Source organism: Pseudanabaena sp. UWO311, from assembly GCF_006937785.1.
GTDB lineage: Bacteria > Cyanobacteriota > Cyanobacteriia > Pseudanabaenales > Pseudanabaenaceae > Pseudanabaena.
On sequence record NZ_SJEE01000006.1, the window covers coordinates 13,969 to 39,826 of the forward strand.

At 41.8% G+C, this 25,858-nt stretch carries 27 protein-coding genes and 1 pseudogene; 18 read left to right on the forward strand and 10 right to left on the reverse strand.

All coding sequences use genetic code 11. From position 1 onward, the window contains the following. Positions 1-4: 4 nt before the first annotated feature. The 5 genes from dps (at position 5) to PseudUWO311_RS06885 (ending at position 4,642) form a co-directional block, all read left to right on the forward strand. Positions 5-499: a DNA starvation/stationary phase protection protein Dps gene (gene dps, locus PseudUWO311_RS06865; RefSeq protein ID WP_142654463.1), complete on the forward strand. Its 495-nt coding sequence runs from the start codon at positions 5-7 to the stop codon at positions 497-499. Between the two features lie 133 nt (positions 500-632). Beyond that, positions 633-1,226, forward strand: a complete 594-nt coding sequence (locus tag PseudUWO311_RS06870) for an isochorismatase family protein (RefSeq protein ID WP_142654464.1) — start codon at positions 633-635, stop codon at positions 1,224-1,226. 15 nt (positions 1,227-1,241) lie between these two features. Next, positions 1,242-2,435: an MFS transporter gene (locus PseudUWO311_RS06875; RefSeq protein WP_142654465.1), complete on the forward strand. Its 1,194-nt coding sequence runs from the start codon at positions 1,242-1,244 to the stop codon at positions 2,433-2,435. A 39-nt stretch (positions 2,436-2,474) separates the two neighbouring features. Beyond that, on the forward strand, positions 2,475-3,050 hold the full coding sequence (locus PseudUWO311_RS06880) for a flavodoxin family protein (protein ID WP_142654466.1): 576 nt from the start codon (positions 2,475-2,477) through the stop codon (positions 3,048-3,050). 32 nt (positions 3,051-3,082) lie between these two features. Next, on the forward strand, positions 3,083-4,642 hold the full coding sequence (locus PseudUWO311_RS06885) for an iron uptake porin (RefSeq protein ID WP_190303424.1): 1,560 nt from the start codon (positions 3,083-3,085) through the stop codon (positions 4,640-4,642). A 105-nt stretch (positions 4,643-4,747) separates the two neighbouring features. On the opposite strand, the gene PseudUWO311_RS06890 is transcribed toward PseudUWO311_RS06885, so the two are convergent. Continuing rightward, complete coding sequence (locus tag PseudUWO311_RS06890) at positions 4,748-5,077, reverse strand: type II toxin-antitoxin system RelE family toxin (protein WP_142654468.1); 330 nt, start codon at positions 5,075-5,077, stop codon at positions 4,748-4,750. Further along, complete coding sequence (locus PseudUWO311_RS06895) at positions 5,077-5,361, reverse strand: type II toxin-antitoxin system Phd/YefM family antitoxin (RefSeq protein ID WP_223807475.1); 285 nt, start codon at positions 5,359-5,361, stop codon at positions 5,077-5,079. The genes PseudUWO311_RS06890 and PseudUWO311_RS06895 overlap by 1 nt, the downstream gene beginning before the upstream one ends. A 248-nt stretch (positions 5,362-5,609) precedes the next feature. Here PseudUWO311_RS06895 and PseudUWO311_RS06900 point away from each other — a divergent pair, with 248 nt between their 5' ends. Together PseudUWO311_RS06900 and PseudUWO311_RS24335 are read left to right on the forward strand one after the other, a co-directional pair. After that, positions 5,610-5,822 (forward strand): type II toxin-antitoxin system HicB family antitoxin, encoded by a 213-nt coding sequence (locus tag PseudUWO311_RS06900; protein ID WP_142654594.1) that lies wholly within the window; start codon positions 5,610-5,612, stop codon positions 5,820-5,822. Then, positions 5,815-6,042 (forward strand): annotated as a pseudogene (locus PseudUWO311_RS24335) (type II toxin-antitoxin system HicA family toxin). The gene PseudUWO311_RS06900 and the pseudogene PseudUWO311_RS24335 overlap by 8 nt, the downstream one beginning before the upstream one ends. A 72-nt stretch (positions 6,043-6,114) precedes the next feature. Here PseudUWO311_RS24335 and PseudUWO311_RS24575 read toward each other — a convergent pair. Next, positions 6,115-6,246: a hypothetical protein gene (locus PseudUWO311_RS24575; RefSeq protein WP_263402913.1), complete on the reverse strand. Its 132-nt coding sequence runs from the start codon at positions 6,244-6,246 to the stop codon at positions 6,115-6,117. 135 nt (positions 6,247-6,381) lie between these two features. On the opposite strand from PseudUWO311_RS24575, the gene PseudUWO311_RS06910 reads away from it, so the two are divergent. Continuing rightward, complete coding sequence (locus tag PseudUWO311_RS06910) at positions 6,382-7,074, forward strand: hypothetical protein (RefSeq protein ID WP_142654469.1); 693 nt, start codon at positions 6,382-6,384, stop codon at positions 7,072-7,074. Positions 7,075-7,271: 197 nt separating this feature from the next. Further along, on the forward strand, positions 7,272-7,589 hold the full coding sequence (locus PseudUWO311_RS06915; protein WP_142654470.1) for a hypothetical protein: 318 nt from the start codon (positions 7,272-7,274) through the stop codon (positions 7,587-7,589). Positions 7,590-7,707: 118 nt separating this feature from the next. Here PseudUWO311_RS06915 and PseudUWO311_RS06920 read toward each other — a convergent pair whose 3' ends face one another. From PseudUWO311_RS06920 to PseudUWO311_RS06935, 4 genes are all read right to left on the reverse strand, one after another. Then, positions 7,708-10,356: an MGH1-like glycoside hydrolase domain-containing protein gene (locus PseudUWO311_RS06920; protein ID WP_142654471.1), complete on the reverse strand. Its 2,649-nt coding sequence runs from the start codon at positions 10,354-10,356 to the stop codon at positions 7,708-7,710. Positions 10,357-10,408: 52 nt separating this feature from the next. Then, on the reverse strand, positions 10,409-11,191 hold the full coding sequence (locus tag PseudUWO311_RS06925) for an SDR family NAD(P)-dependent oxidoreductase (protein WP_142654472.1): 783 nt from the start codon (positions 11,189-11,191) through the stop codon (positions 10,409-10,411). A gap of 29 nt (positions 11,192-11,220) precedes the next feature. After that, the gene (locus PseudUWO311_RS06930) at positions 11,221-12,780 is read right to left on the reverse strand and encodes a GMC oxidoreductase (RefSeq protein WP_142654473.1); all 1,560 of its coding nucleotides are present in this window, start codon (positions 12,778-12,780) and stop codon (positions 11,221-11,223) included. Between the two features lie 172 nt (positions 12,781-12,952). Continuing rightward, positions 12,953-13,765 (reverse strand): aquaporin, encoded by an 813-nt coding sequence (locus PseudUWO311_RS06935; RefSeq protein ID WP_142654474.1) that lies wholly within the window; start codon positions 13,763-13,765, stop codon positions 12,953-12,955. Positions 13,766-14,072: 307 nt separating this feature from the next. On the opposite strand from PseudUWO311_RS06935, the gene PseudUWO311_RS06940 reads away from it, so the two are divergent. The 5 genes from PseudUWO311_RS06940 to PseudUWO311_RS06960 all read left to right on the forward strand — a co-directional run bounded on the left by PseudUWO311_RS06940 (position 14,073) and on the right by PseudUWO311_RS06960 (position 19,528). Further along, positions 14,073-14,693 (forward strand): NAD(P)-dependent oxidoreductase, encoded by a 621-nt coding sequence (locus PseudUWO311_RS06940; protein ID WP_142654475.1) that lies wholly within the window; start codon positions 14,073-14,075, stop codon positions 14,691-14,693. An 80-nt stretch (positions 14,694-14,773) separates the two neighbouring features. Then, entirely contained in the window at positions 14,774-15,487 is a 714-nt protein-coding gene (locus PseudUWO311_RS06945; protein ID WP_142654476.1) for a YoaK family protein, read from the forward strand. Positions 15,488-15,524: 37 nt separating this feature from the next. Next, positions 15,525-16,460 carry an NADP-dependent oxidoreductase gene (locus PseudUWO311_RS06950; RefSeq protein ID WP_142654477.1) on the forward strand — a complete coding sequence of 312 codons (936 nt, stop codon included), beginning with the start codon at positions 15,525-15,527 and terminating at the stop codon, positions 16,458-16,460. Positions 16,461-16,534: 74 nt separating this feature from the next. Then, the gene (locus tag PseudUWO311_RS06955; protein WP_142654595.1) at positions 16,535-18,007 is read left to right on the forward strand and encodes an alpha-amylase family glycosyl hydrolase; all 1,473 of its coding nucleotides are present in this window, start codon (positions 16,535-16,537) and stop codon (positions 18,005-18,007) included. Between the two features lie 24 nt (positions 18,008-18,031). Then, positions 18,032-19,528 carry a mechanosensitive ion channel domain-containing protein gene (locus tag PseudUWO311_RS06960; protein WP_142654478.1) on the forward strand — a complete coding sequence of 499 codons (1,497 nt, stop codon included), beginning with the start codon at positions 18,032-18,034 and terminating at the stop codon, positions 19,526-19,528. Positions 19,529-19,561: 33 nt separating this feature from the next. Here the strand turns inward: PseudUWO311_RS06960 and PseudUWO311_RS06965 are convergent, their stop codons facing one another. Beyond that, positions 19,562-20,365, reverse strand: a complete 804-nt coding sequence (locus PseudUWO311_RS06965; RefSeq protein WP_142654479.1) for a DODA-type extradiol aromatic ring-opening family dioxygenase — start codon at positions 20,363-20,365, stop codon at positions 19,562-19,564. Between the two features lie 103 nt (positions 20,366-20,468). After that, positions 20,469-21,203: an SDR family oxidoreductase gene (locus PseudUWO311_RS06970; protein ID WP_142654480.1), complete on the reverse strand. Its 735-nt coding sequence runs from the start codon at positions 21,201-21,203 to the stop codon at positions 20,469-20,471. Between the two features lie 135 nt (positions 21,204-21,338). On the opposite strand from PseudUWO311_RS06970, the gene PseudUWO311_RS06975 reads away from it, so the two are divergent. The 4 genes from PseudUWO311_RS06975 to PseudUWO311_RS06990 all read left to right on the forward strand — a co-directional run bounded on the left by PseudUWO311_RS06975 (position 21,339) and on the right by PseudUWO311_RS06990 (position 24,735). Further along, complete coding sequence (locus PseudUWO311_RS06975) at positions 21,339-22,235, forward strand: LysR substrate-binding domain-containing protein (protein WP_142654481.1); 897 nt, start codon at positions 21,339-21,341, stop codon at positions 22,233-22,235. Positions 22,236-22,436: 201 nt separating this feature from the next. Beyond that, positions 22,437-22,859 carry an ester cyclase gene (locus PseudUWO311_RS06980; RefSeq protein WP_142654482.1) on the forward strand — a complete coding sequence of 141 codons (423 nt, stop codon included), beginning with the start codon at positions 22,437-22,439 and terminating at the stop codon, positions 22,857-22,859. A gap of 212 nt (positions 22,860-23,071) precedes the next feature. Then, positions 23,072-23,908, forward strand: a complete 837-nt coding sequence (locus tag PseudUWO311_RS06985) for an AraC family transcriptional regulator (protein WP_142654483.1) — start codon at positions 23,072-23,074, stop codon at positions 23,906-23,908. 59 nt (positions 23,909-23,967) lie between these two features. Further along, on the forward strand, positions 23,968-24,735 hold the full coding sequence (locus PseudUWO311_RS06990) for a class I SAM-dependent methyltransferase (protein ID WP_142654484.1): 768 nt from the start codon (positions 23,968-23,970) through the stop codon (positions 24,733-24,735). A gap of 188 nt (positions 24,736-24,923) precedes the next feature. Here the strand turns inward: PseudUWO311_RS06990 and PseudUWO311_RS06995 are convergent, their stop codons facing one another. Then, positions 24,924-25,829: an NAD(P)-dependent oxidoreductase gene (locus PseudUWO311_RS06995; protein WP_317842998.1), complete on the reverse strand. Its 906-nt coding sequence runs from the start codon at positions 25,827-25,829 to the stop codon at positions 24,924-24,926. Positions 25,830-25,858 lie beyond the last annotated feature (29 nt).

Consider the following 25,858-nt stretch of genomic DNA (forward strand, 5'->3'; position numbering starts at 1 on the left):
TATTATGTCTCTAACCAAACTCTATGCCAGTCGCATTGACCTTAAGAGTGAAAATCGTATTCAACTGATTGACCTACTCAATCTAGCCCTTGCTCTCACAATCGATCTTAAAAGTCAAGTTAAACAGGCGCATTGGAATGTCAAAGGAATGAGTTTCTTGGAACTCCATCAATTGTTTGATGCTATCGCCGAGCAATTAGATGAGTATGTGGATATGATTGCGGAACGGGTAACAGCTCTCGGTGGTGTGGCTCTGGGAACAGTGAGAATTGTCGCTCAAGCTTCCACATTATCAGAATATCCGCTAGAAGCTATATCTGGCAGAGATTGTGTAATAGCGATCGCCGATCGCTTGGCTCTCTATGGCAAAACTGTACGAGAAGCGATCGATCAAAGCACCGATCTCAAGGATGCTGGAACCGCCGATCTTTATACCGAAATTTCTCGCACAATTGATAAATATCTCTGGCTTTTGGAATCTCATTTGATAGAAAATTAGTTCCAATTTCTTCATCTGAGTTGTCATCAGAGTTGTTCTAAAAAAGTAGTGAATTGCCGCGCTGAGTAATTCGTCATTTCAAAATTATTACTTCTTCAACATTTCCTACAAGCATAATTCCATTCTAAATATCATGAAAAATAAATTCACAGTTGACAATGCGGTAATGCTCTTGATCGACCACCAACAAGGAACGATTAAACTCGCTCGCAATCTGCCCTATGCAGAAATAGTCCAAAACACTCGTGCTCTAGCTCGTACCGCCGTAGAAACTGGAATGCCATTAATTTTGACTAGTAGTATGGAAACCAATTTTCAAGGTTTACTGCTAGAAGATATCCAAAAAATCGCGCCAGATGCCTACGAAAAGCGCATCAAGCGTCCGGGAGTTGTCGATGCATGGGAGTACGCAGACTTCAAAAATGCTGTAGAAGCAACTGGCAAGAAAAAACTCATCATGGCTGGGTTAACCAACGATGTTTGTATTGTCTATCCCGCAATTAGCGCCGTAGAGGATGGATACGAAGTACAGGTTGTGGTTGATGCTGGTGGCTCTCCAACGACAATAGCTGACGAAACTTGTCTGCGACGCATGGAAAAGCATGGAGTCACCCTAACTTCAACCAATCAAGTAATGGCGGAGTTGGCAGTCTCTTGGTCAGAAGATTTTGGACAGAAGATTCAAACAATCATGTATGAAGAAGTTCTTGCGAAATTGATCGAATAGAATAAATACACCTAAATGAAAACAGCGATCGCTTCAAAAGTTAATTCTCTACCTACTCGCATAACCCTGCTGGTTGCTAGTATGTTGACGATTATGGCAAGCGCCACGATCGCACCTTCTTTGCCTGCAATGTTAAAGCATTTTGAGTCAGTACCGAACTCCGCATATTGGGTAAGACTAGTACTAACTCTCCCCGCGCTATTTATAGCTATCAGCGCTCCAATACTTGGAGTTTTAGTAGATCGGATCGGACGAAAACCACTATTATTTCTATCCCTAATTATCTATGGCTTAGCGGGTAGCTCTGGATTATGGCTAAACACCTTAGATACAATTATTGTTGGTCGAGCATTGTTAGGAGTTAGCGTCGCAGGGATTTCTATTTCTACAACGGCTTTAATTGCTGACTACTACAGCGGAGCAGCTAGAGGAAAGTTTCTGGGTTTACAGGCAGCCTTTAGTTCTTTAGGCGGAGTGGTATTTGTCTCTTTGGGTGGTTGGTTAGCCGATATTGGATGGCGTAATCCTTTTCTGATCTACTTCGCAGCATTGTTGGTATTGCCTGCGGTCTTGTCTTTTCTATCAGAGCCACCGCGCCAAGATTCAACCCAATCTTCTGATCATTCTAGTAATTCCGAAAAGTCTAGTCGCTTGCCATATCTCATTGTTGGTCTAACATTTGCAGCCGCAATGCTAGGTCAGATGGCTTTTTATACGATTCCAGTACAAATTCCCTTCTATCTTAAGAATTTATTCCAATCCTCTGCTTCTCAAAGTGGAATCGCGATCGCAATTTGCACTCTCGGTTCTGCCATATCATCTTTTCAATATCAACGAATTAAAGCTAAAACAACCTTTTTTAGTATCTACGGTATTGCTTTTAGCACTATGGCTCTGGGCTTCGGTTTGATTAGCCTAGGTAGTAGTTTTACAATCGTTGCTTTTGGCTTAGGAACCGTAGGTGTTGGACTGGGGTTGGTGATGCCAAATATGACCTTCTGTCTTACTTCCGCTACTCCTGTGAATATGCGCGGCAAGATTTTAGGCGGTTTAACAACTTCTATGTTTTTAGGTCAGTTCGTATCACCTCTCGTGAGTCAGCCTTTGAGTCTCGCGATCGGCTTGAATGCAACCTATGGTGCTGCGGGAATTGCAATGGTGATATTAGCGATCGCCTTTATGTTTTTGCTGTGGAATTGGAAAGACTAAAAATTACCCTTATTACAAATTTATTGAGGAAATAAAGTTATGTCATCTATCGCTATTGTTTATTTTTCTGGCACAGGACATACTCATTTGATGGCTGAGGCTTTTGCTGAAGGAGCGAATAAGATCGCAGATACTAAAGTTCAACTTTTTAGAATTACTGGTGAGGAAATTCATAACGGACGCTGGCGTAATGAAAAAGTTTTGGAATCCCTCAATCAATATGACGCGATCGTTTTCGGTTCGCCGACCTATATGGGAGGTGTGGCTGCACAGTTTAAGGCGTTTGTTGATGCTGCTAGTGGCATCTGGTTCCAACAGCTATGGAAAGACAAATTAGCAGGTGGCTTTACCCATTCAGGTTCTCCTAGTGGAGATAAGCAAGGAACTTTGCTCTATCTAGCAATTAATGCAGCCCAACATTCCATGATCTGGGTTGGCGCTGGTGAGATGAATCAGAATGGAGTGAATCGTCTAGGTTCTTATATGGGAGTGATGGGACAGGCTGTCCCCGACTTATCTGGTACTAAAGCCGTAGAGCTTGATGCTGGCGATCGCTTATCGGCAGAATTATATGGCGAACGCATCGCTCAGATCTCTAAGAGATGGAAAAACTGATCAAGCTATCGTACTCAATCTCTTATTTAAAAATGAAGCTCTCAAACCTTAAATTAAATCTCAACCCAAGGCTGCACTATTTCTTTCTAGCTTTGCTGATAGCTGGGAACTGGGCGATCGCAGATACGAGCAAAGCAGAAGATATTACCGTAAATCAACTATCCGATGTTAAAACTACGGACTGGGCTTTTACTGCTTTGCAATCTCTTACGGATCGCTATGGCTGTATCCAGAGCTATCCCAATCGCACCTATCGCGGTAATGTCGCCTTGAGTCGTTTCGAGTTTGCCGCAGGGCTACAGTCTTGCATCAGTAAACTCGATGAGATGCTCAGAAGCGGACTAAGTGATAAGGTGAGTCAAGATGATCTGAGTACCTTAAATCGATTACAAAGTGAATTCACATCAGAGTTAGGAATCATTTCCCAAAAGGTCAATAATCTAGAACAACGTACAGAACAATTAGAAGTCCAAAATTTTTCTCCGACAACTAAGCTCTCAGGGCAAGCAATTTTTGCAATATCAGCTGGGGGCTTTGGCGGCGATCGCATTCTTTCGCCAACTGGTGCAGTCATCACCCGTAATCAACCCAACGTTACCTTTTTAAATCGCTTCTCTATCGATCTCAATACTAGTTTTGTTGGGAAGGATCTACTCAAGATCCGCTTGCTGGCTGGTAGTGCAGGTGCAAGTGATAGTACATCAGGATTTTTAGAACCAAACTTTGCTAGCGCGCTCGATTACTCCGTTCAAGGTCGTGACAATCAGGTTAGCTTAGCACGTCTTTATTATTCATTTAATATCGCTGAGGAAGTCCGTCTAACGGTTGCCCCTTTAATGGTGGCTAATGATTTTGTAGATAAAAATCGCTATGCTAATGTCAGTTTTAATGACTTCTCAACTCAGGCTTTTGTTAATAATTTTATTCTCTTACCTAGACCTTTGGGGGCAGGTATTGTTGCTGAATGGGCTCCTAAGCAACTTCCTATTCAATTACGTGCCTTATATGTAGCCAATAATGCTAATCGACCAACTGGCTCAGCGATCGTGAATACGTTGCGCTCCACTGAGTCGGCGGAGTTACCAGTTTTAATTTTTCCAAATCGTGGCGGTGAACAGGGCTTATTTGGCGATCCCTATCAAGGTGTTGTGGAATTAGAATATTCTCCAGATAAAAAGTTTACGCTGCGCTTGCAATATGCTGGAGGAAGGGTAATTGGCAGTAATTTTAATGCTTTTGGGGTGAATTTTGATTGGGGAATTAGCGATCGCTTAGGTATATTTGGACGCTATGGCTTCAGCAACTACAACAATACAGAGTTTGGGAATATTAGTCCTAATTATTGGATGGCTGGTTTTTCATTTAAGGATCTTTTTACGCAAGGTTCGATTACAGGGCTAGCGGTTGGTCAACCGCTCATCGTGAGAGAGATTGGGAATGCTTCGCAGACTAACTTTGAAGCTTTTTATAATATTCCGATCAACAAATTTATCAGAATTACGCCTCTGGTTCAAGTGATTACCAATGCTGGCAACCGCAATGAGAACGGCACAATTTGGGTTGGAGCTTTACGCACGGTATTCTCTTTTTGATTAGCAGTCTAAGAATAGATAGATTAGACGACTTAGCCATACTTAGAGTGAGAAGTAGTAATAGCGATCGCTTTTCCTAGCACTTCTATTCTTCAATTCTGAATTTTAATCATCATCTGGCTCGTCTAGAAGTCCTAATCTCAATAATTTTTTGGCAAGAGCATATACATCCTGTTTACTGCCATCTTTCCGAATTCCCAAAGCGACAATCATCACAGTGACTTGAGCTTGCTCGATCGCGTAAATGATGCGATATCTTTGTCCGACTGCCCGTACACTGTAATAACCATCTAGTTCACCGAGTAATGGTTTGCCTTGCATTTCGGGAGATTCTTGGAGCTTATCGATGCGATCGCTAATCTTCTGACGGATACGGCGATCGCTGATTTCCTTTAATAATTTGAGAGCCGTAGGCTGAATGACGATGCGATACATTACAAATCCAATTCTCGTTTAGCTGATTCCCAATCTACTCCCTGTTCTGATTTCGCTTCGGTAATCCCTTGACGCAAGTTAGCCATGAGGTTCGCGTCACCAAGTATTTCTAAAGTTTCGAGTATTGCTTCGTAATGTTGCCATGTCATCACAGCTAGGACGGGCTTGCCTCTGCGGGTAATTGCAAGTGTGCCTCCTTGCTGGGTGAGCTTTTCAGGTAATGAGGTTAGCTCATGTCTTGCTTCAGTGATAGGAATATTGGACAGCATTGTTTTAAAATTCATCTGTACATCTAATTGTACATCTAATTGCTAAACTGCGATCGCCTAAAAATCAAGACTCACAATAATAGCGATCGCCTTGATGAGATTGATTGTTGATGCGATCACCCTATAAATCACGGCTCACAGTAATAGCGATCGGCTTTAGGGGATGGATATTGGTGCGATCTCTTTTTGCTGTTGAAATAGAGAATTAGATGATCGGTTTATGGTGAAGATGATATTATTTCTCTAAAAAGCAAGAGTAAATGATGACTAAAAGTAACACCTTTACAGCCATTATCTACAAAGAAGATGATATGTACATTGCCGAATGTCCAGAGGTGGGTACAGTCGATCAAGGAGAAACAATTGAGCAGGCGATCGCGGGATTAAAAGAAGCGACTCGACTGTATTTGGAAGAATTTCCTCTGCCCAAAACATCACCTAGATTTGTGACCAGTATTGAGGTTAGCTATGCCTGAAATGCCACGAATCTCAGCCAAAGAAGCAATTCGTGCGTTAGAGCGATTATGATTTGAGCAAGTTCGTCAAACTGGTAGTCATGTTGTCATGAAAAAAGAAACCCAAGAAGGCGAGATCGGTTGTGTCGTGCCTTTGCATCGAGAATTGAAGATAGCCACATTGAGTGGGGTACTTAAACAAGCACGAACTACAGTAGAAGATTTTATCGATAATTTGTAGTGCGATCGCCTAGAAATAATGGCTCACGGTAATAGTGATCGCCTTTGGGAAATGGATAGTTGATGTGATCGTCTAGAAGTCAAGACTCATAATAATAGCGATCGCCTTCAGGAGATTGATTGTTGAAGCGATCTCACTTGACTTAGTATCACAGATGCGATAGCTTGCCTTTGGTAAAGTAATTAAACTGTATGTGAGATTCACAATGCACTCTAACAATGAGATTACTCTCGACAATAAAACTATAGCAAAGCTCGCCATAGCAATCGCTTAGTTAAGGTTGTCTTTCTCAGTGGAGTATTTAATTTGAAGTAAGAGATATATGCGTCGTTAAAAATTATGACAACACGATTTGAAATGGCTGGAGCCTTAGTTGAAAAAGTCAAAAGACAACGTAATGAAATTGGTGATCACGGTGATCCATATGAAGATGCTTTGCTCACAGGAGTTGTCAGTGTAGAACTAAAAATTATTGTTAAAGAAATCTTTGATCATTTGCGTTCAGCTCTCGACTATTGTGCCAGAGAGATTTGTGATCAATGTAGCAGTGTTAACCCGCCCAAGGTAGTCTATTTCCCTATTGTTTCCAAAGATTTTCGACAAAGTGACTTTAAGTCTCGTGTCGGCAAACTGATGCCTGGAGTTCTCGATTCAAAACCTGATCTTTTGGCAGTGCTTGAATCCTTTCAGCCGTTCACTTCAGTTGATAATAACTGGATATCTGATTTTGCATCATTATGCAACGAGAATAAACATGAACAACTAAGCGTCACTCAATGTACATCGGGCTATGGGGTGGCAAGTAAGGCAGATGATGGAATTTTTAGAGTTTCACAATTTAAACGTGATAGAGTAACTCCTTTCACAAGAAGCCCATTAATGCTTTTACAAAACTTTCCATTAGATGGTTCAGGTGAATATACTTTTACCTACGTAAGTTTTACTGTTATAGATGAAGAGATTCTATGGTTCCTTGATCGGTCGATTTCAGGTATTGAGCATATTATTAATGAACTCAAAAGTAAATTGTGATAAAGCAGCTATGCTTGTAGTGAATACCACAGCATAACAATTCGGGTACAGAAATTATTAAGAGATCGCCTAATAATCACGACTCACGGTACTGCCGATCGCCTTTAGGAGATAGATGGTTGATGCGATCGATATTGAATTAGCGTAAAATCTTCTATGAGTTATCTTTGTTAACGAAATTAAAACTCAGTTGTGTTATGGATTCTACTCAGTCAGATATAAGCGAGTTCGATATGCCATTGGCAACTGTCACTATGGAGAATCATGTGCGAGGAATGATGTCAGATGGACTCTCTCCTGATGAATATGCCGCTCGGTGGGCGCATACAATTTACTGCTTTTCGGAAGATGGTTATAGATATCGTGATGTTGTTCTTCAATCGTGGATTCATGCGCTCGGTGCAATTCTTTTTCAGAAAAATGGTGCGCCTAACTTAAACGAGCTCCGAGCAAAATTTCTTGCTGCCGAAGAAATTCAAAAGATTCAAGAAGAGCAAAAATATGAAGGTTTTTGAAACAGTATGAAGTTCTCTTAAAGAGTCTTTGCTAAACGACAAATTTCCGAGTCAATAGCGATCGCCTTTAGAAGATGGATCGCCTAAAAATCACGACTCACAGTAATAGCTTCTATCACTACTGATATTCGCCGCATTGCAAGATTAATTTGGCAACTAATCCCGTCCAACCTGTTTGATGGCTAGCACCAATCCCAGCACCATTATCTCCATGAAAATACTCATGAAAAAGAATCAAATCATGCCAGTGGGGATCGTTTTGGAAGCTTTTGATGTTGCCATATACGGGACGATCGCCTGAAGCCTCTTCTAAGAAAATTCCTGTTAAACGCTTTGATAGCTCACTTGCCACCTGCCAAAGATTCATTTCCTGACCCGAACCAGTGGGAAACTCAACTTTAAAATCATCACCTAAATAATAGTGAAACTTTTGCAAGGATTCGATAATTAGATAATTAATTGGGAACCAAATGGGACCTCGCCAGTTGGAGTTACCACCAAATAGACTGATATTGGATTCCGCAGGTTGATAATCCACAGAATACTCATGCCCATTTACTTTCAAGATATAGGGATGGTCTTTGTGATATCTAGAAATAGAGCGAATGCCATAGGGACTTAAAAACTCACTCTCATGGAGCATTTTCGCTAAGATTTTTCTGAGCTTGTCTTTATAAGTGATCGCTAATAATCTCCTTGCACCCATACCCTTAGTTTCCATACAGGCAACATTTTCCTTGAGATTAGGGCGATTGTGAATAAACCAATCCATGCGCCGCTTAAAGTTGGGTAATTTTTCTAGGATATCTGGCTCTAAAGTGGCGATCGCAAAAAGGGGAATTAATCCCACTACAGAACGAACTTTGAGCGAGAAATGACGACCATCGGGCAGATTGAGCGCATCATAGTAAAAGCCATCTTCCTCATTCCAGAGATCCACATTAGTGCTGCCAATCCCATTCATGGCATCGGCAATATAAAGGAAATGCTCGAAGAACTTGCTCGCAATATCTTCGTAGGTAGAGTTGGTTTTGGCGAGTTCGAGGGCGATCGCTAACATATTCAAGCAATACATACCCATCCAGCTAGTGCCATCCGCTTGATTGATAAAGCCACCAGTGGGTAACTCTTTGCTGCGATCGAATACGCCGATATTATCCAGCCCTAAAAATCCACCTTGAAAGACATTCTTCCCTTCAGCGTCTTTGCGATTTACCCACCAAGTAAAATTGAGGAGCAACTTCTGAAATACGCGCTCTAGAAATTGCTGGTCGCCATAGCCGTACATCTTCCGTTCAATTTGATATACCCGCAAGGTTGCCCAAGCATGAACGGGCGGATTGACATCACTAAACGACCATTCGTAGGCAGGAAGTTGACCGTTGGGATGCATAAACCATTCTCGCGTCAGCCTATCTAACTGGAGCTTAGCAAAGGCAGGATCGATCACTGCAAGGGGAATGGCATGAAAAGCTAAATCCCAAGCCGCAAACCAAGGATATTCCCACTTATCAGGCATTGAGATAATCTCATCACTAAATAGATGCTTCCATTCGTGATTGCGAATATTTGGGCGCGGTGACGGATATCTAGGATCGCCATCTACCCATTCCTCGACAATGTAATAATAAAACTGCTTGCTCCATAACATCCCTGCAAAGGCTTGTCTCTGAACGTTTCTCTCGTCCTCAGAAATCTCAAAAGGAGTAATGCGATGGTAAAATTCATCTGCTTCCTGCTGCCGCTTTTGGAAAATTTGCGCGAAATCATTGCCAAAGGGCTGGGGTTGCTGAGAGTTGGTTAAACGGAGATGAATGACTTTAGTTTCGTAGGCACCAATTTCTAGATAGTAATGCACCGCCGCTTTTGTTCCAACTTGTTCGGTATTAATCGCATCATGGCGATCGCTAACTAAATAATTATTAATCCCATCTTTGACATAGGGAGAAGCATTTTTGACTTTAAATAATCGCTCGTAATTAGTTTCGTTTTCTGTAAACAGAATTGATGGAATATTTTGCTCAGAAGCATTACAGTAAAGCCAATAATTACCTAAAGTAGAATGTTGTGCGTCAACGATCCGCATATTTCCATCAGCGTTGATTTCTTTAAGCTGAGGTTTATCGCTAGCATCCCCCCAAGCCCAAGTATTGCGAAACCAAAGGGTCGGTAATAGGTGCAAACGTTGAGATTGACCTCCTCGATTGGTAACTTTAATTTGAATTAAAATATCCGTCGGCGATGCCTTGGCATATTCAACCGATACATCAAAATAGCGATCGCCATCGAATATCCCCGTATCCATTAGTTCATATTCTGGCTGATTGCGATCGCGATTACGATTTTCTCTAATTAAATCAGCATAAGGGAAAGCTTGATGAGGATATTTATACAGCGCCTTCATGTAGGAATGGGTGGGCGTGTTATCGAGATAGAAATAGTATTCCTTAACATCCTCGCCATGATTGCCTTCTTGACCAGTCAAGCCAAACAGCCTCTCTTTGATAATGGAATCTTCACCATTCCAGAGCGTGATCGCAAAGCATAACCTTTGATGATTATCCGATATGCCCAAAATTCCATCTTCACCCCATCGATAGGCACGCGATCGCGCATGGTCATGGGGAAAATAATTCCAAGCTTCACCATCTTTGCTATAGTCTTCGCGCACCGTTCCCCATTGGCGATCGCTCAAATACGATCCCCACTTGCGCCAATGGGCTTGGCGCTCGCGATCGGCGGCTAGTCTTAACTCTTCTTCAGTCATGATTTTTAGCTTCTTAATAATTTCAATAGGCGGCGCGAAGCGCAGCCTATACTTACTGTTCGTGATAATTCCAGAGCAGTCCACCATCTACAACAAAGGTAGAACCCGTCACATAATCAGAATCCGCCGAAGCTAAAAATGCAACCATGCCAGCCACATCTTCAGACTTGCCCAGCCTTCCCATGGGGATATTCTGTAATAAGGCTCCCAATTTCTCAGGATCGTTTAGGAGTTTAGTATTGATCGGCGTTTCGATCGCCCCAGGGGCAACATTATTAATGGTGATGCCGTAGGGAGCTAGCTCTACGCCAAGGTTACGAGTCATCATTCTCAATCCACCTTTACTAGCGCAGTAGGATGTAAAGTGCGGGAATGGTAACTCCTCATGGACAGAACTAATATTAATCACTTTCCCGCCGCGCTGAGTAGCCATCAGATGCTTGACAAAGGCTTGGGTCGCAAAGAAAACACCCTTGAGATTGACATTCAAAACTGCATCATAATCTGCTTCCGTTGCCTCCCAAAAATCAGCATGTCTCTCAATGCCAGCATTATTAACCAAAATATCCAATTGACCAAAATAGTCGATACTTTCGGCAATCATGCGCTGCACTTCAGGGACAGTGCCAGTATCAGCTTTAATCGTAATACCATCAATAGGATGACATGTGCCACCTGCTTCTTTTACCTTGGCGAGGGTTTCTTCCGCACCTTCAGGATGGGACCGATAATTAATCACCACATTTGCGCCTTCCTTGGCTAAACGAATCGCGATCGCCTGTCCAATTCCTTGACTACTGCCCGTAACTAACGCAACTTTACCTTTTAATCTCATTGTTTTTCTCCAAAATAATTAAAAATTAGCTACAAAATACTTTTCAAATGATCCGCCACGCGAATGGCGTTAGCGATAATCGTGAGCGTGGGATTAACTGCCGCACTCGAAGGGAAAAAGCTAGCATCCACAACATAGAGATTCTCGACATCGTGGGTGCGACAGTTGCGATCCAGAACCGAAGTTTGGGGATCGTCACCAAAGCGACAGGTTCCACATTGATGTCCGACTGCTTGCAAAGGAATATTATTGCGAGGATAAATGCCAAAGGGAATAATCTGCTCGTCGCGATCGATATTTTTGAGAACTTCAGTCCATCGCTTAGTTAGGCGATCGCTTGCCTCTTGATTATTAGGTACATAGTCCAGATACAACTTTTCACCAACTACGCGCACGCGATTATTGGGATCGGGTAAATCCTCCGTTTGCAGCCACCAGCCCGTAGTATGCTCAGCAATTAGCTCCAGTTCAAAATTTGGAACTAGCTTCACTAAGGGAGCCAAAAGTGGCGGCGCTTCAGCAGGGATCATGTCCTTAAGCACGTTACCTGTATTCTGCACTAACCCCATCGGATAGGGAAACTCAGCATCACCCCAATAAAAATCACTAACTGCGATCGTCTTCTGATACTTAGCAGGATTTGGCTTCAGCCCGATCGCCACCATCGCCACGCAGAGATGCTTCATAAAATTGCGCCCAACTTGGTCAGAGCTATTTCCCAAACCCTGCGGATGCTGATCATTAGCCGATCGCAACAATAAAGCCGCCGAATTCACAGCACCACAGGCAACTATGATAATATTTCCTGAGAAAGTCTGCACTTCACCAGCAATCTCTACTTCGACAGCATTAACCTGTTTGCCAGACTCGTTAGTCAGTAGTTTAAGAACGTTCGCATTAGTCAACAAAGTTACATTGCTAAATGAACGAATTGGTTGAATCCCATTTATCTCTGAATCTCCTTTTGCTTGTACCAAACAAGGAAACCCATCGCAGGTATTACAGCGAATACAAGTACTTAAAGAGCGATCGACTTCATTTAGCTTTAGTCCCAAAGGCAAATTAAAGGGATGTAATCCCTGCTTCTGAATCCCATCACTAATTTCCTGCATTCGTGGCTCATGACTAACCGCAGGATAGGGAAACTCGGCGCTTCTAGTTGGCTCCGTAGGATCTTGTCCAGACTGACCGTGAACTGTATAAAGTTCTTCGGCTTTGGTGTAGTAAGGTTCAAATTCGTCGTATTTGACCACCCATGCTGGCGAGATGCCATCTTTGTGACTGACTTCTTCAAAGTCGCGATCGCGCATCCTCAGTAGAGCCGCACCATAAACCTTAGTATTGCCGCCGACCCAATAACCAGTGGAAGGACGAAAAGCTTTATTGTCTTTGTCAAACCACATTTCATCGGTGTGATAGCGCTCCCTCAGATAGACATCCGCAGCACTCCAGTTTTCTTTTTCCCGAGGTAGAAATCCACCACGTTCTAAAATTAAAATCTTTTTACCCGTTGAAGCTAGCTCATACGCCAGAGTTCCACCGCCTGCTCCAGTGCCAATAATAATAATGTCGTAATTTTCAACAGACATAGGATTCTCCTCGTGCTATTTAGGTTTAGATCGACATCAACTATCTCGAAAAATCAATGTTTCTCAATCCTACTAATAATTAATACATACCCAAAATGATAGATTATTAGCATTTGATTAAAAAACGATTAGGGTAATCCTCAGTTTCATCCCTTTAGTTTTTCACTCCTATTTAATTCCTCAGTTTAGATTTTTGGTTGAGAAATTGGTCTTGGTATTGGCAATGAATACAGCGTTGGTGATTGCGGTGCTGTAATTTGGCACAGAATACTTTGTGTATGGTAAATGTTTGCACATAAAATTCTGATGCTAAAAGCATTCCTAAAGTTGGGGCAAAAATATAAATCCAAATATCTGTCCAGATTCCTGATGGTATAGCAGAAGCAAGAGTTCGTGCTGGATTCATGCCAAATCCTGAAATTGGCGACTCAAAGATCACGTAAAGCATGACCAGAAAGCCTGCAAATATGCCTGTATAGGGGGCTAACCTTTGATTATTGCTAGTTACTAAAACCATCGTCATCATTACAAAGGCGATCGCCATTTCCGCAAAAAAAGCGATCGTTGTTGCTGTATTGGGAACTGTAACGATATAGGCGATCGGTGGATAGGTAAACATCCGTCCCAGCACTAATGCTGCGATTAAGACACCAATCAGCGCTCCCACAGTTTGGAAGATGATATAGAACAGAGCATCAAGGGGATTAACTTTACCTAATCGCGTAAAGGTAAATGTTACGGCAGGATTGATATGTGCGCCCGATTGTTTGCCCCAAGGTGAGTAAATAATCGCGATCGCCGTTAAACCCATCGCAATCCCAATGAGAACTCTCTGCAAAAAAGGATCGGGAATAGACTTACTGATCAAAGAATCAGGATGAGCAATGATCGTACTGAAAAGTCCAGCCGAAACCATAAAACTTCCTAATCCCCATGCCTCGATCAGATATTCAGGCAAATGGTTACGAAATAGCTTGTAATTCATCTTGTTAACCTATTACCTCAGTTAGCAGATAGAAATCAACTTAACCTCATTAGTATAGAAATTTTGTTGTATAGGATAACTAAATTGATTTACTACAATATTACAAGCATAGCTCAATTATTCAGTCTAAATAGTTAATATAAACCCGAACTTAAGTACAGCTCTTTATTAATCTCTGGGGCAATTTCAGTTTCATCCAAAATGATATAGTAATCGTAATCTACAGTAAATAATGCTAAATCGAGGATAGAGAAGCTAGATCTTAAAAGATATAACCATCAAAATCATCTTCAAAAAAATATAAACTATGAAAATTTTACTTTTTGGTGCTACTGGAAGAGTAGGAAAATCAATAGTCTCTAAATCACTAAAAAATGGGCATCAAGTTATAGCATTTATCCGTAACAAAAGTAAATTGACTATCCAAGACCAGAATCTATCTATTCAAGAAGGGGATATTTACGATCGTGATGTAGTAGAGAAATTAGAGCGCATTGATTTTGATATCATCATAAATGTCATTGGAGCCGATCCACTAAAGCCTTCCACGATATTTAGCGATGCAACAAAATTAATATTATCTTTCTTATCAGGCAAATCCAATAAGCGATATATAGCTATTACTGGTATTGCCCAAATGGATAAAACTCTATTTGGCAAAATTACTATCGAAATATTAAAGTTAACACCAGTAAAAAATGCAATAGCCGATCATCAAAATGCTTACAACCAAGTCTCTCAGTCAAATATTAATTGGACATTAATTGGTTGCCCATACATTAAAGATGGAGCCGAAAAAAGTGTTTTCCTGAGAAGTTATCAATTTAATGGAGGATTTAAAACGATTCATCCTGACGATGTAGCAAGTGCGATCGTGCAGGAAATTGACAAGGAGAATTTTTATAAAATTGTAGGTATATGGTACTAAACAAATAGAAGTATAAAGTTAAATACAAATCAAATATGAAGATATGTTTATATTAGGTTTCACGCTTCTTATAAGGCGAAATGAAAATAGAAAAAGCTTCTGATATTCTTATCACTACTATTGTATTGAGTTGGGTGGCTGGGTATATCGATACGGCTGGGTTTCTTGGCTTAAATGGATTGTTTACTTCCCATGTAACGGGTAACTTAGTGGTCGCAGGCGCTCAACTTGCTGGAGCGAGTGGTGAGGAGATTTGGGTAAGACTTGCTGTAGTTCCTGTTTTCATTGCGGCGATCGTCTTGACTACGACGCTATCTCGAATTCGCCATCCAAAACTATCAAGTTTTCTATGGTTGCAAGTAGTTTCCTTAATTTGTTTCGCTTGGGTTGGTGCAGTCGCAATCCCCGATCGCAATGCCGCGATCGCTCCCTTAACTATGTTTGCAGTTGGATCGATTGGTGTGTTTGCCATGGGAATTCAAAATGCCTTAATGCGCGTATCTTTAGGGAGTCTCGCACCTACTACAGTAATGACTGGTAATTTGACGCAATTTACTATCGACATAGCGCGATCGTTGATAATTCGCGACTATCAAAAGCTGGGAGATCCTGAATTGCAAAAAAGAGAAATGCAGGAATTACGCCAACGACAAATCAAGTTTGGCGTTACTTTAATCGGATTCATTCTAGGCGCTGCCTTCGGTGCTTTTTTTATGAAGTTGATTAATTTCTGGGCGATTCTCTTGCCTGCGATCGCGATCGCATTCCTTGCAATAGATTCTCAAAGAGAATAGCTTTCAAACAGAACAGTAAAAATAGGTAACTAATATAATGAAATCAATTCGACTCCACAGCTACGGCGATCCTGAAGTCTTAATGTATGAAGAATCTCCAAAGCCACAGCCACAAGAGAATGAAGTATTAATTCGGGTTTATGCGGCTGCTATTAACCCTGTTGATTGGAAAATACGGCAAGGATATCTACAATCTAAATTTCCTTTTCCCCTACCCCTGATTTTGGGATACGACCTATCTGGAGTAGTTGAAGCAATCGGTAATCAGGTCAGCAATCTAGCAGTGGGCGATCAAGTCTTTGCGATGCTGCCTTTAGAACAACTTGGAGCCTATGCGGAGTACGTTGTTGCAAATGCCGAATTGGTTTCTCCCAAGCCAAAGTCCATAGACTTTGGTACAGCGGCGGCGATACCAAGCATTGCTCTAACTGCATGGCAAGCCCTCTTCGATCTCGCAAATTTACAATCAGGTCAAACCATCTTGATTCATGGAGCCTCCGGTGGCGTTGGTCGATATGCGGTGCAGTTGGCTAAGTGGAAAGGTGCGATCGCTATTGGCACTTCTTCCTCCGAGAACCTAGCCTCTATCCAGCAATTGGGTGTGGATCTAGCCATTGATTATAAAAACGAACGGTTTGAGGAAAAGGTTGCCAATGTCGATGTGGTCTTCGACACCATTGGCGGAGAAACCCGACAGAGATCGTGGCAAGTTTTGAAATCAGGCGGAATTTTGATTTCAACAGAAGGAGCTGCGGAGCCAATTGTACCGCCATCAGCAGATTTGCGAGGTATTGCTATTTTTACAACCCCAAGCGATACATCTCAATTGATCCAGATTGGTAATTTGATCGATCTCGGAATAATTAAACCATCCCCTGTAGAAAGATTTTTACTTCAAGATGCTGCTGAGACTCATAATGCCATCCAGCACAATCACAAGCATGGAAAGATTATTCTAAGTACTCTTAGCTAATTGAAAATAAGTTTTGAGGGTGCGCTCATATAGGGAGCATCCTCATGTTTTTATCCTATGAAAAACTTCACTATATGAGTAACTATCGTTATCCTTCACTTTACCAAATCAATACTCGTGTTTGGCTTAGTCAAATATCTACCCAAATCGGTCGTCCTGCAACCCTAGATGATATTCCCGATCTAGAACTAGATAAACTGGCTGACTTAGGATTTGATTGGGTCTATTTCATGAGTGTTTGGCAAATAGGAGAAGTCGGTCGCAAAGTTTCGCGCTCCAATCCCATCTGGTTGGCGGAATATCAAGCAACTTTTCCAGATTTGCAAGAAGAAGATATCTGTGGTTCTGGCTTTGCGATTAGTGACTATACCTTGAATAGAAGTTTAGGAGAGCCAGAGTCTTTAACTCGACTGCGCGATCGCCTACATCAAAGGGGACTGAAATTGATGCTGGATTTCGTACCAAACCATACAGCGATCGATCATCCTTGGGTATCTGCACATCCTGATTACTATGTCTCTGGGACAGAAGCACAACATGCCAAACAGCCGCAAAATTACTTCAAGTTAGATTTGCCCAAGGGTTTAACTATTTTCGCCTATGGTCGCGACCCATATTTTGATGGCTGGGTTGATACGTTACAACTGAATTATGGTAATCCTAATTTACAGATCGCGCTCATAAACGAGTTATTAAAAATTTCTCAATGGTGTGACGGTTTGCGCTGTGACATGGCAATGCTGGTTTTACCAGAAATTTTTCAAAGAACATGGGGAATTGAGATAGAACCATTCTGGGAAAGAGCTATTGGTAAAATCAAAGCAAACTATCCAGATTTTACATTCATGGCAGAGGTTTATTGGGATTTAGAATGGAAGTTACAACAGCGCGGATTTGACTACACCTACGATAAACGTCTGTACGATCGCCTACACGCACAACATCCGCGATCGGTAAGAGAACATTTTTGGGCAGATCTGGATTATCAGAAAAAATCTACCCGCTTTTTAGAAAACCACGACGAGCCTCGTGCTGCGGCAACTTTTCCTACAGATATTCATCAAGCAGCAGCAATCGTCACTTTTTTCTGTTCTGGACTGCGTTTTTTCCATCAAGGTCAATTACAGGGTTGGAAGACAAAGATTTCCGTTCACCTCTGTCGCTTTCCAGAACAGGCAAGCGATCGCAGTTTGCAGGAGTTTTATCTAAATTTGCTTAAAGTCCTGAACCAAAACCTATTTCGTCAGGATAATTGGCAATTGTTGCAATGCAAACCTGCTTGGGATGACAATTGGACTTGGGATAGTTTCATAGCCTTTGCTTGGCAATCGCAGGATGGAAAACGCGCGATCGTCGTAGTTAACTATGCCCCCCATCAAAGCCAATGCTATCTTGCCTTACCTTGGGCAGATCTGAGCAATCAAAACTACCAGCTTAAAGACTTAATGGGAACAGCAACGTACAAACACTCTGGAGAATCTCTCCTCGATTCTGGACTCTACTTAGACCTGCCAGCATGGAGGTACCATATATTTGAATTACTCTAAATTTTGAGTACTGACAAAAACGCAATGAATTCCAATCTCCAGCAGCTTTTTACGCTTACAGGTCAGTTTCTTCAAGCGCCGATCTTCAAGATTGGTGATGAATCAATATCTATACTTTGGTTGTTTAAGCTATTGCTGTCATTCCTGACAGTAATGATGCTCTCAATAATTTGCAAACGCTTACTCAAAAATCGTTTGTTGCCAAGACTAGGTGCAAGCCAAGGTCAAAGAGAAGCGATCGCTACGCTTGTGACCTATGGGATTGGGGCATTAGGCTTTGTGATCGTCTTGCAAGTAAATGGGTTGAATATTGCACCTTTAGTTGTGACTTTGGGCGGCTTAGGGATCGGGGTTGGTTTTGGGTTTCAGGAAATCACGAAAAACTTGATTAGCGGATTGACGCTATTGATTGAGGGTAAGTTACAAGTAGGAGACTATGTTGAATTTGATAATCTCTCAGGACACATTAAGGAAATTGCGTTGCGTTCAACGGTCATACGGACTTTTGACGGTGGTGATGTCGTAGTTCCTAATAGCAACTTAACTAGCAATCGAGTTCTCAATTGGAGCTACAAAAGTCTCACGGGTAAGCTACATTTACCCGTAAAAGTTGCCTACAATAGCGATCCGATTCTAGTCACCGAAACTTTATTAAATTCCGCCTACATGGAATCAACTGTGCTCCAAGAGCCACCACCAAGGGTGATATTCAAAGGTTTTGGTGAAAGCGCCTTAGAGTTTGAATTGTGGGTATGGATCGCCCAAATTGACGAGGGTGTGTTAGTGAGAAGTTCTCTAAATTTCATTGTCGAACACAATCTACGTCAAGTGGGAATCAAAATACCTTTCCCACAGCGAGATCTATGGCTAAAAAATATTGACGAACTCAAGCAGATATTACCGCAATTGCCAGATCCCCAAATCTCAAGCAATGGGAACTCTTCAAACAATCCCGTTAATTCAAATCCACAGCAATCTCTTGCTAAAAGTTTACGTCAATCTATTTCGATTCGAGATTCTCTTCGACAATTACCTCATTTCAATGTTTGTTCGGATATTCATCTCCGCGAACTAATCGAAACTGGCTATCGTAAGTTTTTCGCAGAGTCAGAAGTAGTATTTAACGAAAATGCTATGGGTACTCACTTCTATTTGGTGCTATCTGGATCGATTGAAACTGTAGTAACTAGACTCGATCGGCATGTCAAAATTTACAAATCAGGAGATATCCTTGGCGAGGTAGCAATCATGCTGAATTTGCCCTATACAAGTACTGCTCAAACGCTAGAGGATACTAGCGTATTTGTGATCAACAAGCATAGTTTCGATCGCTTGCTGCGGTTGCATCCAGATTTAGCGGAAACTTTCACTCAGGAACTAACCAAGGAAAAGAAAATCTATCAAGATATCCGCCAGCAATTACAAGACCTTGGTCTTTTGGGTATGAGTGAACATAGTAATCACTTTGCTGACTGGGTAAAATCAAGGTTAAAGGGAATTTTTCTGTCGAATAGCTCGTGAAATCAGTTTGGCGATCGCAATATCGCAAACCCTTTAGCAGACAGATAATTGAGGTGATCGCCTAGAATAAAACCAAAAAGCAGAAGTTGAAAGACTATGTTGAAACCCTGAATGAAGTTGCTTCACCTTGCTTTCATCTAGATCTTGATAAGCTGCTCCCATTGCTACGATAAGTGGTAAGGAATGCTCAATGCTTGGATGAGCGAGAGAATAAGACTCATGGAACTGAAAGTTCAGAATAGCAGATGTTCTCTCCTGAATGTTTTTTGTAGTTAACATATCAGTAACCCAACTATCAAATTTTCGACTCCACTCCTTGACAATATTTGGATTTTCTCCACTTAAAAAACTTTTTCGGAACTCTGCCTGATTATGAGTCACACCTCCACTACAAATAATCAGTACGCCTTCATCTCGCAAGGATTGTAGAGTTAGTCCCAATTTAAAGTGAAGTTGCAGATCGTAGTCTTGTTGCAGTGAAACTTGTAAAATTGGAATATGAGGCTCTGGAAACATCAGTGAGAGTGGAACCCACGCTCCATGATCTAAACCGCGATCGCGATCGATCTCACTTTCAAACCCATCATGAATTAGGCTGTCAACAATTTTGTCAGCAAGCTCAGGAGACCCTTTAGCAGGATATCGATCCGCGTAAAGCGTCTGCACGGGATGGTCATGAATTGTGGTGGGAGATTGAGTTGCTGTCACTGAGAATGTCGGCGCGATGAAATGGGCTGATATACAAACAATCGCACGAGGCTGGATGTTTTGCAGCATTACACCTATTTCTTGCAAACGTTGATGGGTACGGACTCGTAGTGTAGACCGAAGCTCCATGCCCAACAAAAATAACGGGTGTTTTCGATTCCATAAGACTGACCAAATTAATTTCTGTTGAGCACGATTGTTTATAACGACTCTAGCTTCTAGGAAGGGGACGTTACAAAATTCCACCGTTAGCTTGGATATTTTGTCCTGTTACCCAATGAGCATCATCGCTAACCAAGAAAGCCACGACATTTGCCACATCATCAGGTTCTCCCAATCGTCCGAGGGGTGTTTGCTGAATCAGTTGATTTATTGCTTCTTGGGGCATAATCAGCCCGTCAGTATCTGTGACACCTGGGGAAACCACATTCACCGTTATCTGGCGATGTCCAATTTCCTTGGATAGGGCAAAGGCGAAACGTTCGCCTGCTGCTTTACTCGCCGCATAAATGCCACCAGCAGGTATAGGCATCATCGTACCGCCAGTAGAGAATTGCACGATCCGCCCGCCATCTTTGACGCGCTTGGCAGCCTCTTGCAAAACGTACATTGCACCTCTTGCATTGACCGAAAATACTTTCTCAAAATCTTCGTCGGTTAGTTCGCTATGAGGCTTAAATACCGATACCCCTGCCACATTTACCACAATATCGATCGCCCCGAATTTCTGCTCGGTTTCGTCAAATAAACGCAAAACGTCGGCTTTGTCCGCCACACTACCCTGAATCGCGATCGCCCGTCCGCCGTTCGATACAATCTCTTGCACCACAGCTTCAGCTTTGTCTGGGGAGGAAACATAGTTCACCACTACTGCCGCGCCATCTTGACTTAGCCGTTTAGCAACAGCCCGTCCAATACCGCGAGATGAAGCAGTTACGATTGCCACTTTTCCAGTTAATGTTGCCATAGTCTTAATCCTCAGTAATTTTTAATATTCATCTACTTTAGATTGTTGTTCCCAAAAGATTAAGATGCTTTTATGGAACAGACTGTTCCATAAAAGCAACAATTCTAATGATTGTCCTCGTCAGCTAAAAGTGTTATGGAAAATCTTAATGACATCATGATTTTTACAAAGATTGTGGAGCAGGGAAGTTTAACGGCTGCTGCGGAGAAACTTGCACTCCCGAAATCTTCAGTTAGCAGGGCTTTATCGCGTTTGGAAGAACGGCTCGGTACCCGACTTTTACAACGTTCCACTCGTCGTATCCATCTGACAGAAATTGGTCGCCGCTATTATGACCATTGTTGTCGGATCGTTCAGGAATTAGAAGTTGCTAATAGTATGGTGGGAAATTATCAGTCTCAGCCATCAGGACTATTAAGGATTACGGCTCCCTATATTTTGGGACAAGCTTTTTTAGGGGCAATCGTGATCGATTTCTTAAACTCCTATCCCAATGTACAATGCAAAATTGAGCTATCAAATCGTCGTATAGATCTAATAGAAGAGGGATTCGACTTAGGAATTAGGGTAGGGAAGTTACCCGACAGTTCATTGATTATGAAACATTTGGGACAAGCTACTGCTGCATTATTTGCAAGTCCAATTTATCTTGAAAAGCATGGTAATCCTCAAATTCCTGACGATCTTCGCAATCACATTCTGCTAGAAGACTCTAATACTCCAAAAAAAAGCTGGAGCCTCAGTCAAGGCTTGTTACAGACTGAAATTCCTGTTTCGCCTCGATTATTTTGTAATGATATGGCAATTTTATTAGAGGCAGCGATCGCTCACCAAGGGATAGGAGTTTTACCTATGTTTGCGACGATCGATGCAGTAAAGAATCTTCAACTAAAGCGAGTCTTGCAAGATTGGTATATTAAGAAAGTTGAGATTAACGCGCTTTATCCATCTTATAAAGACCTATCACCAGCCGTTAGCGCTTTTATCGATTTAGCAAGACAATCCTTAAAGAAGGTCTTGATCGATGCGTAAATAATGTTGTTAAGTGATTGCTAAATTTTTGCGGGGAGAGGCGATCGCATTTAGGAAATTGATTGTTGAAGCGATCGTACTTGAATTAATATAAAATGCGAATTTACCTTTGATAAAGTAATTTAACTGCATCAACAAAGTCGTTCAGACTTTTGAAGTTGTATACCGTCCGATGAAAGACTACTCTCTGGAGAAAAGCTGATGAGCGACACTGATAAAAACAAGCAGATCATCCAAAACTTTGTTCGGTTGGTTTGGAACGGTCGAGATCTCTCGGTATTGAAAGATTTCTGGACAGAAGATTGTGTAAACCATGCGATGGCAGGAACAGACAATCGCGGTCTAAACGCGCTTCGGATCTATCATGATTCATTCTTTGATGATTTTTTCTCCGCTTTCCCCGACATTCAGATTGAGATCGTGCAGCAGGTTGCGGAAGGCGATCGAATTGCTACATACATCACCAGCCAAGGCACACACCGTGGTGATTTCTATGGTATTCCGCCAACGGGCAAGCACATCTCGACATCAGTGATCCGAATTGATCGGATTCAAGACGGAAAGATTGCAGAACATTGGTCTGTTTCCGATGCAGCAAGCCTGATGCAGCAAATTAAATCTTGAACGACCAACATATTAAAACGTTCTATCTAATCTCACCTCTAAAATAAAAATCAATAAATTATTTGAGATTTATTATATTTTGGAATAGAGATCGCCATCAGCAAACCTTTAACAGATAGATAATTCAGTCGATCTCCTAGAAATCACGAATCACAGTAATAGCAATCGCAAAGTATGAGAAATTGATAGGTGAGCGCATTGTCTATAAGGCTATGAAAACGAAGGAAAACAAAACGAGATTTTTGTCTTTAGCAAAACTTGACAACCTTGAGATGTTCGTGACTGAAAATATTGTCACCTCGTCTTCTCGTCATACCCACGAAACCTTAACCCTTGGCGTTATCGAACAAGGAACGGCATTACTTCATCACAAAGGGACATCTTATCCGATCTCGTCAGGTTCTATTATCGCAATCAATCCCGATGATGTTCACGCCTGTTATCCAGAAAATTTATTGAGTGGATATAGTCAAAGAATTATGTATCCTAGTATCGCAATGGTTGAACGAGCTACCTTCGAGATCGCAGGAAAGGCGCAACAACTCCCACTTTTTCGGGAACCCATAATTCATGGGACGAAAATCCTACAACAGATTCAAAAACTATTTAGTGTCATGGAAACAGCATCAACAGCTCTAGAGCAAGAAACTCATTTGATGCAGACACTTATTTATTTGATCGGTACGCAGGCTTCATGTAGCCAGATTCGATCGCTTGATGATGAGCCTAAAATCGTATCTCAGATTCGCGATTATTTAGAGGCAAATTATAGTGAGAATCCTACACTTACTCAGCTTGCAGCCCTGACCTATATTAGTCCTTTTCATTTAAGCCGTATCTTTTCGCAGTCAGTAGGCTTACCTCCACATCTATATTTAATCCAAGTTCGAGTGCTCCAAGCCAAAAAACTGCTCTCTCAAGGATTAGCGATCGCGCAAGTTGCTCAAGAAGTTGGATTTTCCCATCAAAGCCATCTAAATCGTCATTTCAAAAAAATCGTAGGAGTTACACCTAAGCAATATCAAAATAGCAAGAACGTGCAAGATTAGTCGGGATTAGTCAAATAGAGTGGAGATTACTTAATTCTGGCGCTCATATTTAACTAATCATGACTACTCATCAAGAATCTATCATCGATCAATTCACTCTTCAGGCTATTCCATTTACTCTATTATATGCTCACTCTAATCAAGAATCTTTAGACTTGCTCGTCGAAATGGCAGATGTATCAGATCGAGACACAGTTCTAGATGTTGCTTGCGGGAGTGGAATTGTTGCTTGCGCTTTTGCGAAGGTTGCCGATCGCGTTACAGGAATTGACATTACACCAGCAATGCTAGAACAGGCTTCAGTTCTTGCCGAGCAAAAAGGCTTGAAAAATTTATCTTGGCAACAAGGGTATATTGAGAAATTACCATTTCCTGACGAAAGTTTTTCGATTGTGATGAGCCGTTATGCCTTTCATCATTTTTTGCAGCCAGATGTTGTGATGTCAGAGATGATGCGCGTGTGTCGTCGAGGTGGTCGGGTACTTATTGCTGATGTGGCTTTACCACAAGAAAAGGTAGAGGCTTACGATCGCCTTGAAAAGCTCCGCGATCCTTCTCATACCCATGCTTTGACTTTAGAAGAATTTTCTCAATTGTTTGCAAACACTAATCTCCAAAATGTAAGTTGGAAATTCTATAAGGTCGAATTAGAGTTGGAGCAACAACTAGCTGCTTCTTTCCCAAATTTAGGTGACAAAGAGCGAATTCGCCAAATATTTCGAGAAGACATTGGCATTGACAATCTTGGTATCGGAGCGCATTACCAAGGTAATGCAATCCACTACGCAGTTCCGATTGCAGCGATCGTTGGAGAAAAGATATTGTAATAAAGTAGAAGTGATCGCCTAGAAATTATGACTCATAGTAATAGCGATCGCCTTTACAGATAGATGATTGAGGCGATCGCATAGAAATCACGCCTTACAGTAATAGCGATCGCAATACATTACTCCCCTAAGATGGCAATCATTTAGAGTTTGTCTGTTGGAGTTTAACTTTTTGTTAGACAGAGAATTTAGATGAAAAGTTGAGCAATGCCTGTAATATTCTCACTGCCATGACCTTGAGCGATTGCATTTCGGTAAATATCCATAACAGCAGTGACTGTAGGGATTGTTGCCTCTAAATTTTGAGCCGTTTGAGTAGCGTAACGAAAATCTTTCTCGACTAGAGCGATTGGAAATAGCGGGGCATGATTTTCGGATACCATCAAACTTCCTGCTCCTTTGGCTGCCAAACTCATAACGGGCAAATCCCATAAGCATTCCATTGCTCTTTCTGGACTAATACCATCTTTGGATAACATTCCTAATAGTTCCGCCAAAGCTGCAACCTGAATACCAAAGAGCGCATTGACCGCTAGCTTCATCGCCATACCTTGTCCAACGTCTCCAATATGATGAATGCTTGCCACTCCCGCAGCATTTAAAATCGGTTGCACCTGCGTTAAGGTTTCTACCTGCCCACCAACTAGCGAAATGAGCTTTCCTGACTCTGCTTGAGGGCAAGAACCTACCACAGGCGCGTCGAGAAAACTCGCTCCGTTCTGAGTAATTGCTGGATTTAATTCTCGCACCCAATCTACAGTCAATGTGCTCATTTCGATCGCAATTTTATCTGAGTTTAATCCCAAGATTGCGCCTGTCTCAGCGGAAAGCCAAACCTGACGCGAAACCTCATTATCCGTTACCATGCTAATCACCACATCACTTTGCTCGGCAGCAGCACGGGGACTTGTCGCCAAAGTTGCACCTTGCTCGATTAAAGGTTGCGCTTTTTCAATAGTGCGATTATGCACTACCACCGAATAGCCTGCTTTAAGAAGATTTAGAGCGATCCGCGAACCCATCGCACCAAGACCTATTACTGCAACTGTTTTCTTGTTCATTGTTTTAGATATCTCTTGAATGATTTGAATAATTCATTAGGTGCAAGATTTATTCCTGCACC